This window comes from Streptomyces yerevanensis, from assembly GCF_000716805.1.
Taxonomy (GTDB): Bacteria; Actinomycetota; Actinomycetes; order Streptomycetales; family Streptomycetaceae; genus Streptomyces; species Streptomyces flaveus.
This window is the reverse complement of the sequence record NZ_JNWJ01000127.1, coordinates 1-8,079: the sequence shown is the minus strand read 5'-3', so window position 1 is coordinate 8,079 and position 8,079 is coordinate 1. Positions and strand designations below refer to the sequence as shown.

The following is an 8,079-nucleotide window of genomic DNA, read 5'->3' as shown; positions in this document are numbered from 1 at the left end:
CCACGACCCCTCCCGCCGGTGAGAAGCCGCGGGTTCGTTGTGGCTGGCGGTGGGTGGAGCCGCAGGCTTTTGCTTTTAGGGGCGCGGGGAACTGCGCGATCAGCCACGACGCATCCGCAGCTGCGACACGCAGTGTCACCCCCCACCCCCATGCGGGGGCCTGGGGGCGCAGCCCCCAGTTCCGGGAAGGGGCGGGGCTGGGGAAAGGAATCCCGCCCACGAACCCCGGTGGTCAGGAGTGACCCAACTCCGCCGACGACTCGTCGGAGACGACCGGCACGGACCCCGAGTCCGGCGACGGGCGAAGGGGGAACGGGTCCACCCGCGTCTCGTCGATCACCGGCGGAGCCGGCCGCGGAGGCGCCGGCATGACCGCCGCCTCCGAGTGCCCCCCGCATCCGTACGCCAGCGAGACCACGCGCCCGTCCGCCGGCGAGAACTCGTTGCCGCAGACGCCGAACGCCTGCCCCAGCGACCCGCCGATGGGATACAGGAAACCGCAGCTCACACAGGGGGCCGGCGCCGCCTGGGCCATCGCGGTCTTGGGACCGTGCGTGTCCTCCCAGCGATCGGCCGCGGTATGGAGGCCGTACCGGGACAGCACCCGGGCCCGCCGCAGCCCCAGCTCCTCCGCGACGGCGGCGATCGAACCACGGGAGGGTACGACGGAAAGCGTCGCCGGCGGCCCGGCCGTCACCTCGAGGTCCTCCGCCTCGACGAGCTCGGCCATCTCCTCCGAGACGGGCGAGTTCGGCGCGGGCTCGTCCTCGCCGGTGAAACCGGGCTCGAGGCGGAGATCCTCCGCGTCCGTGGGGAGCAGATCCCCCGGCCCCATGTCCCCGGGCCGCAGCCGCTCGCTCCACGGCACCCACTCGGGAGCGAGCAGCGCGTCAGGGCCGGGCAGCAGCACCGTCTCGTCGAGCGTCACGATCTTCGCCCGCGAGGCCCGCGCGACGGTCACCGCCCAGCGCCACCCGCGATACCCCGGCTCCTTGCACTCGAAGAAGTGCGTGACGACGCGGTCTCCTTCGGAGACGAGCCCGGAGTGCTCCCCGACGACACCGGGCGCGGCGGTCTCCTCGGCGGCGGCCCTGGCGAGGTCGACGGCCTCGGCGCACAGGCGGTCGGGGGTGCGGCTTCGCGTTGTCGCGCTCACAGGTATCGCTTCTCTCCTACGCCGTCTCACGAGTGCGCCATCCTCGCCGGGGGTGCGGACGGAGCGGCTGGGGCATCTCCCAGGCCCTTCGGGCACCGGGGTGGCCGCGTCGACGTCCGCGCCCGATCGCACTCGGGCGCACCTACACCATCCATTCTGCGGGATGGCCGTCAGGCGCGCGGCCGAGAGCCACCGTCGCGGGGCGCGCTACGCACGCTACCCTCTCGCCGCCGCCGGGCACACACCGAGTCGGCGGCCGTTGCCCGACCGTGCCGTTGCCGTGCACTGCGCGCCGAGGTGCCGGTGCCGGTCCGCAGGGTCCCGACCAACCGGTCCACTCGGCCCTCATACGCGCGGTAACGCACTATCACCGCCCAACAAGGGGCACTATGGCGGAGTGGCAACCGCAAGTTCGTCCCAAGGTGCCGCCGGAGTCGGCGGCGACGGCGCCGAGGGAAGTGGTCGGATGAGCGGAGCTGGCCCGGTGCGCGGGGCGCTCCGTTCCGTCGGGCGTGCCCTGCACCTGCCGTTCACGGGGACGGCTCGGGGCATCCGGAAGGCGACGCACGCGCACGGAGCGGGCGAATCAGGGCTCGGCAAGCTGATCGAGCTGCACGGGGTGAACGGCGCGGGCGACATGATGATCACCGTGGCGCTCGCCTCGACGGTCTTCTTCTCGGTCCCGACGGACGAGGCCCGCGGCCGGGTGGCGCTCTACCTGGCGATCACGATGGCCCCGTTCACACTCCTCGCCCCGGTCATCGGCCCGCTCCTGGACCGCCTCCCGCACGGCCGCCGCGCCGCGATGGCGAGCGCGTTCCTGGCCCGCGCGTTCCTGGCCCTGCTGTTGTCGGGCGCGGTCGTCACGGGCAGCATCGAACTGTATCCGGCGGCGCTCGGCGTGCTGGTGGCGTCGAAGGCGTACGGCGTGGTCAGAAGTGCCGTGGTGCCCAGGCTCCTGCCACCCGCGTTCTCCCTGGTGAAGGCGAACTCGCGGGTCACGCTCGGCGGCCTCCTCGCCACAGGTGTGGCCGCGCCGATCGGGGCGGGGCTGCAGGCGCTGGGGCCCCGCTATCCGCTCTACGCCGCCTTTGTGATCTTCATGGCGGGTATGTTCCTGTCCTTCTCGCTCCCTCACAAGGTCGACTCGGCCAAGGGAGAGGACAAGGCGCTGCTCGCCGCGGACGAGGAGCATCTGCACGGACCGCATCTGATCAAGGAGAAACTGCGGCGGCCCGGGCTGCGAACCGTCGGTACGTCCGTCACCCACGCGCTCGCCGCGAACGCGATGCTGCGCTGGCTGTCCGGGTTCCTGACCTTCTTCCTCGCGTTCCTGCTGCGCGAGCATCCGCTCGCGGGCGCGAGCGCGGCGGTCTCGCTCGGCATCGTGGCCGTCTCGGCGGGCGCGGGCAACGCCCTGGGCACGGCGGTCGGGGCGGCGCTGAGGTCGCGGGCGCCGGAGCTGATCATCGTGACGGTCATCGCGGTGGTGATGGGGGTGGCGATCACTGCGGCGGTGTTCTTCGGGGTGATCGTGGTGGCGGTACTCGCCGCGTTCGCCGGCTTCGCACAGGCCCTGTCCAAGCTGTCGCTGGACGCGCTGATCCAACGGGACGTCCCCGAGCTGGTCCGTACATCGGCGTTCGCGCGCTCGGAGACGCTGCTGCAGATGTCCTGGGTGGTCGGCGGCGCCATCGGCATCGCGCTGCCGCTCATCGGCACGCTCGGTATGTCGGTGGCCGCCGCCGTCGTCGCCGCCGGCTGGCTCGGCACGGTCCGCGGACTGCTGGGCGCGGCCAGGCACCGCGGGGACCGCCCGCGAGCCCAGGTGGCGTAAACCGCTGCCCGCGAGCCCGGGTCGCGTAAAGCGCCCCAGTTGGCGGGGGCACCCCCCACGCCAGATAGCCTGCCTCCATGACCACCCTGCCCCGCGGCAGTGCCGCTACTGGACACGGCCCCGTTCGCCGTCGTCGCGCCGTCGCTGCCGTCGGCGCTGTTTCCGCCGGACTTCTCGTCCTGGCCGCCTGTGACAAGCCGACGCCGATGGCGACCGTCACGGTCGGCAAGACCTCGAAGAGCGCCGAGGCCGAGTGCTACGAGGACGGCAAGGCCATCGACCGCGGGAAGGCCGAGGAGTGCACCCGCGAGAAGGCCGAGGACACGATCAGCGTGCCGCAGGGCGAGACGCTGCGCATCGGCGTGGACCCGGAGATCGCGGACGAGGGCTGGGCCCTGTGGATCAACGGTCAGCAGGTCATCTCGCCGCTCAAGAAGACGTACTACGCCTTCCAGGGCGTCGACCTCTTCGCCGCGCAGCAGGGTCAGAGCGCGCCCAAGGAGCTGAACATCAGCGTCGTCCAGCAGTCCGGTGAGGACATCCAGGGCGTGTGGAACTTCAAGCTCGAGAACGCGGACGACTGAGACGCTCGGCCCGCCGCCCATGCGCATCCTCGTAGCCACCGCGGTCCCCGTCGAACGGGACGCGGTGGCTTCGGCGTTCGGCAGCGGCCCCACCACCGTCGACCTGCTCGCCGCAGGCGTCGGCTCGGCAGCCGCCGCCGTCTCGACCGCGACCGCGCTCACCACCGCCGCGCTGGCCGGGACCCCGTACGACCTCGTCGTCTCCGCGGGCATCGGCGGCGGCTTCCAGCCCGAGGCCCCCTTGGGGTCCCTGGTCCTCGCCGACGCGATCACCGTCGCGGACCTCGGCGCCGAGACCGCGGACGGCTTCGTCCCGGTCACCGAACTGGGCTTCGGGGCCATCACCCACCGGCCGCCGGACGCACTCGTACGAGAAGTCGCGGCCGTCACAGGAGCCCGTACCGGCACCGTCCTCACCGTCAACACCGTGACCGGAAGCGCCGAACGGGCCGTCGAGTTGCGGCGCCGTCATCCGGGGGCACTGGCCGAGGCGATGGAGGGGTTCGGAGTAGCGGAGGCGGCTGCCGTGCACGGTGTGCCCGTGCTGGAGCTGCGCGCCGTGTCCAACCCCGTCGGCCCCCGCGACCGCGCCGCCTGGCGCATCGGCGACGCGCTCGCGGCGCTCACGGAGGCGTTCGGGAAGCTCACGCCCGTACTGGAGAGTTGGAACCCACATGACCGCTGAGCAGCCTGTGCAGATCGCCTACTCCCCCTGCCCCAACGACACCTTCGTCTTCGACGCCTGGGCCCACGGACGGATCCCGGGAGCGCCCGCGCTCGATGTGACCTTCGCGGACATCGACATCACCAACGGCATGGCCGAGCGCGGCGAGCTGGATGTGCTGAAGGTGTCGTACGCCGTTCTGCCGTACGTCCTCGACGAGTACGCCCTGCTGCCCTGCGGAGGCGCGCTGGGGCGGGGCTGCGGGCCGCTGGTGCTGACGGCGGAGGAGGGAGTGGACCTCACCGGCCGCACGGTCGCGGTGCCGAGCGAGAGGTCGACGGCGTATCTGCTGTTCCGCCTGTGGGCAGCGGACACCCTGCCGGAGGGCGTCGGCGAGATCGTGGTCATGCCCTTCCACGAGATCATGCCCGCCGTACGGGACGGGCAGGTCGACGCGGGGCTCGTCATCCACGAGGCGCGCTTCACGTACCAGAAGTACGGGCTGCACAAGCTCGCGGACATGGGCGAGCACTGGGAGGACACCACCGGGCTGCCGATCCCGCTGGGCGCGATCATCGCCAAGCGGTCGCTGGGCCAGGAAAGGCTGAAGCTGCTCGCCGAGTCCGTCCGTACGTCCGTACGCGCCGCCTGGGACGACCCGGAGGCCTCCCGTCCGTACGTCCTGGAGCACGCCCAGGAGATGGACCCGGCGGTCGCGGACCAGCACATCGGGCTGTACGTCAACGAGTTCACGGCGGATCTCGGCGAGGACGGCTACGCGGCGGTCAGGGGGCTGCTCACGCGGGCGGCGGCCGAGGGGCTGGTCCCGCCGCTCGGGCCGGACGCACTGGCGTTTCCCTGACCAGGTGCCACGCGTCGGCGGCGGAGGGGCTGGTTCCGCCCCTCCGCCGCCGACGCGCCGCGATTTCCGTAGAGGTCCCTACACGTCCAGCTGGTCCGCCACCGCCCGCAGCAGGCCCGCGATCTTCTTGCCGGAGGCCTTGTCCGGGTAGCGGCCCTTTTCGAGCATGGGCGTGATGTTCTCGAGCAGAGTGGTCAGATCCTGGACGATCGACGCGAGTTCGTCCGGCTTACGGCGCTGGGCTGCCGCGACGGAGGGGGTCGGGTCCAGGATCGTCACCGAAAGCGCCTGGTCACCGCGCTGTCCGGCGACCACACCGAACTCCACTCGCTGCCCCGGCTTGAGAGCATCGACTCCGGCGGGCAGGACCGAGGAATGAACGAAGACGTCGCCGCCGTCGTCGCGGGAGAGAAAGCCGAAGCCCTTCTCAGAATTGAACCACTTGACCTTGCCGGTAGGCACGTCTGTCCTCGTCCTCGTAGTCGTCGGTTGGTGCTCTGGCTGAATGATGAACGATTCGGGAAAACTGCTCTGGATAGCACTGCAGCGGGTCGTGCCCGACCCGCCGGTACCAAGGCTAATGGTCCGGTGGCGGCTGACAAGACGTCCCCGGACTGTTCCTTCGCGCAGGGAACTACCCTGGTCGAGTGCGTGACAAAACCCAAGCGAATTCCGCCGAACCCGGTGACCGACTGGTCCGAACCGGCGGCATCGTCTTCTTTGTGGGGGCCGTGGCCACTTTGGTCACCGTGGCCCCGCTACTGCTCGACAAGTCGCCCTTCCCGACGTACATGTTCGGACTGAGCATGCTGATGGGCGTGGGCTTCCTGATCGCGGGAGCGGGTGTCCTGCGAACGGCGGCGGCACAGCGCCGCCGGGCGCGCTCCGTGCAGTAAGGGGTCTAGGACCGGTACCGGTCCAGCCAGTCGGGGAACTCCGTCAGGTCCGCGAGTACGACATCCGCACCGGCCGCCCGCAGTTCCTCCGCGTCGCACGGCCCGGTGGGCACCGCGACGGACAGCGCCTCGGCGATACGCGCACCGCGTACGTCACCGGTGTGGTCGCCGACGTAGACACCCGCCCCGTACTCGCGCAGCGCCTCCGCCTTGCGCTCGGCCCACAGGCCGCCGATGACGGCGTCGGCGGCGATGCCGAGGTGCTTGAGGTGCAGCTTGGCATTCGGCTCGTACTTGGCGGTGACGACGATCGCGCGCCCGCCCGCTGCCTGCACGGCCGCGATCGCCTCGCGGGCGCCGGTCATCGCGAGCGTCCCGGTTATGGCGTGTGTGGGGTACATCTCGCGGTAGACGTCGGCCATGGCGGCGACCTGATCGCCCGGGAACCAGTTGACCAGCTCCTCCTCCAGCGGCGGACCGAGCCGGGTGATGGCCAGATCGGCGTCGATGTACGTCCCCGTCCGCTCGGAGAGCGCGAGGTAGCAGGCGTGGATGCCAGGGCGGGAGTCGATGAGGGTCATGTCGAGGTCGAAGCCGACGGTCAGCACCGGAGAAGTCATATGGGCCATTGTGCCCAGGAGGTCGTACGGGCCATGCGCCCGACCGCTGGGCCCTCACAGCCGTCCCATGCACTCAGCGAAGCCCTGCCAACCGCCCTTGCCCCCTACGGCCGTTGACGCTGAGCCCTCCACACCAGGTACAGCGCCGAGGCGACGGCCGCGCCCTTGAGGACCCAGGGCCAGGTCTCGGCGATCGCGTCGCTCATCTGGTCCCTGGCGATGGGATCGCCCCAACGCCCCTCCGTCCGCCCCCACAACCAGGTGATCCCCGCGACGGCGACCAGACCGGGCATCCCCAGGACCGCCCACTTCGACTCGGCGGGGGTCAGGCGCCGCGAAAGGTAGGCGATGAGCCAGCCGAGGGCGAGGACGACGAGGTTGCCGATGACGGCACCGGCGACGAGGAGGGCGGCGGCAAGCAGAAGGAGGGGGCTGGGGAGGCCTCCTCCGGTATGGGGGCGGGGGCGGGCCGAGGGGAGGAAACGGCGCCGCTTCTGCGCCGTACCGGCCGCCGTCGGCTCGGCCGCCTCGACCGGTACCGGCTCCTTGACCAGCTTCTTGGGCTCGGCGAGCGGCGCGGGCTTCTTCTGCGCGTCTTCGTCGGCGTCCGAGGGCGGCGGCTTGAGCAGCTCCGGGATCTCCACGCCGCCCACAAACCCCGGCACGCCGTCCGTCGTCCCGAACGGACTGCTGTCCACCCGCCACCAGTCGGGCTGCCCGGACCCGAGTTCCTCCGTACTCGCAAGGTGTGGCGGAGAGGGCACGTCACCGGAAACCATCGGTACGTCACCGGCCGCGGACGGCTCCGCGGACCGGGGCCGCGGGACGACGCGCCGCAGCCCCTTGGGCCGCTCCTCGGCCGCCTCCGCGGGCTGGACGGGCGCGGCGGCCCTGGGCTCCTGTTCCCCGCCACCACTTCCCTCGCCGCCGGAGCCCGCCGCCGCGACCACCTCCTCCGGACTGCCGAGGCGCGCGAGGATCCGACGTACGGAGGCCGGGCTGTCGGCGCTCGCCTTGGCCCGGCGCCGGTCGATCTCCCCGCGCAACTCCGTCACGAGCCGCATACGCGTCCCGGACGGCAACTGTCGGCTCTGAGCCAGGTCACCCACCCGGCTCAGGTAGTCGAACACGAGCTGATCGCTCTCAATCCCCACGAAGTCCCTCCGGGGGCGGCAGTGGCTGGTCGCTCCCCCACTCTCGGCTGCTCCCCCAGTGCCTTAAGGGCCTGGGGGGACCCCCAGAGCGGGGGGACCCCCATCGCGGCGGAGCCGCAAATCGACACAGCCCCGCGCCCCTGAAAAGCCTGCGCCTGCCCTGGCGCCCCGGGAAGGCCCGCACCCCGACGTGCCCGCACCCTCCCACCGGCGGGAGGGGTCGTGGGCCGGTGCGTCGTATGCCCGTCGCTTAGCTCCGGTCTCGGAGAACCCGCACCCTGTACCAGGCCAGGGCCGTATGCCCGC

9 protein-coding genes are annotated in these 8,079 nt (G+C 71.7%); 5 read left to right on the top strand and 4 right to left on the bottom strand.

Annotated elements, in window-relative coordinates:
- Positions 1-232: 232 nt before the first annotated feature.
- On the bottom strand, positions 233-1,156 hold the full coding sequence (locus OP79_RS47765; RefSeq protein WP_033329500.1) for a DUF3027 domain-containing protein: 924 nt from the start codon (positions 1,154-1,156) through the stop codon (positions 233-235).
- Between the two features lie 397 nt (positions 1,157-1,553).
- Between OP79_RS47765 and OP79_RS47760 the strand changes: the two genes are divergently transcribed.
- The 4 genes from OP79_RS47760 to OP79_RS47745 all read left to right on the top strand — a co-directional run bounded on the left by OP79_RS47760 (position 1,554) and on the right by OP79_RS47745 (position 5,103).
- A complete protein-coding gene (locus tag OP79_RS47760; RefSeq protein WP_169786271.1) occupies positions 1,554-2,993 on the top strand; it encodes an MFS transporter in 1,440 nt (479 codons plus the stop codon).
- A 77-nt stretch (positions 2,994-3,070) separates the two neighbouring features.
- A complete protein-coding gene (locus OP79_RS47755) occupies positions 3,071-3,577 on the top strand; it encodes a hypothetical protein (RefSeq protein WP_051745844.1) in 507 nt (168 codons plus the stop codon).
- A gap of 19 nt (positions 3,578-3,596) precedes the next feature.
- On the top strand, positions 3,597-4,262 hold the full coding sequence (locus OP79_RS47750) for a futalosine hydrolase (protein WP_033329498.1): 666 nt from the start codon (positions 3,597-3,599) through the stop codon (positions 4,260-4,262).
- A complete protein-coding gene (locus tag OP79_RS47745; RefSeq protein WP_033329497.1) occupies positions 4,252-5,103 on the top strand; it encodes a 1,4-dihydroxy-6-naphtoate synthase in 852 nt (283 codons plus the stop codon). Before OP79_RS47750 ends, OP79_RS47745 begins: the two co-directional genes overlap by 11 nt.
- A gap of 78 nt (positions 5,104-5,181) precedes the next feature.
- On the opposite strand, the gene OP79_RS58185 is transcribed toward OP79_RS47745, so the two are convergent.
- Complete coding sequence (locus tag OP79_RS58185; RefSeq protein ID WP_033329496.1) at positions 5,182-5,565, bottom strand: cold-shock protein; 384 nt, start codon at positions 5,563-5,565, stop codon at positions 5,182-5,184.
- A 185-nt stretch (positions 5,566-5,750) separates the two neighbouring features.
- On the opposite strand from OP79_RS58185, the gene OP79_RS47735 reads away from it, so the two are divergent.
- Positions 5,751-5,999, top strand: a complete 249-nt coding sequence (locus tag OP79_RS47735) for a hypothetical protein (RefSeq protein WP_033329495.1) — start codon at positions 5,751-5,753, stop codon at positions 5,997-5,999.
- 5 nt (positions 6,000-6,004) lie between these two features.
- Here OP79_RS47735 and OP79_RS47730 read toward each other — a convergent pair whose 3' ends face one another.
- Both OP79_RS47730 and OP79_RS47725 read right to left on the bottom strand, forming a co-directional pair.
- On the bottom strand, positions 6,005-6,628 hold the full coding sequence (locus OP79_RS47730; RefSeq protein ID WP_033329494.1) for an HAD family hydrolase: 624 nt from the start codon (positions 6,626-6,628) through the stop codon (positions 6,005-6,007).
- A 95-nt stretch (positions 6,629-6,723) separates the two neighbouring features.
- Complete coding sequence (locus OP79_RS47725) at positions 6,724-7,773, bottom strand: HAAS signaling domain-containing protein (RefSeq protein ID WP_033329493.1); 1,050 nt, start codon at positions 7,771-7,773, stop codon at positions 6,724-6,726.
- Between the last annotated feature and the right edge of the window lie 306 nt (positions 7,774-8,079).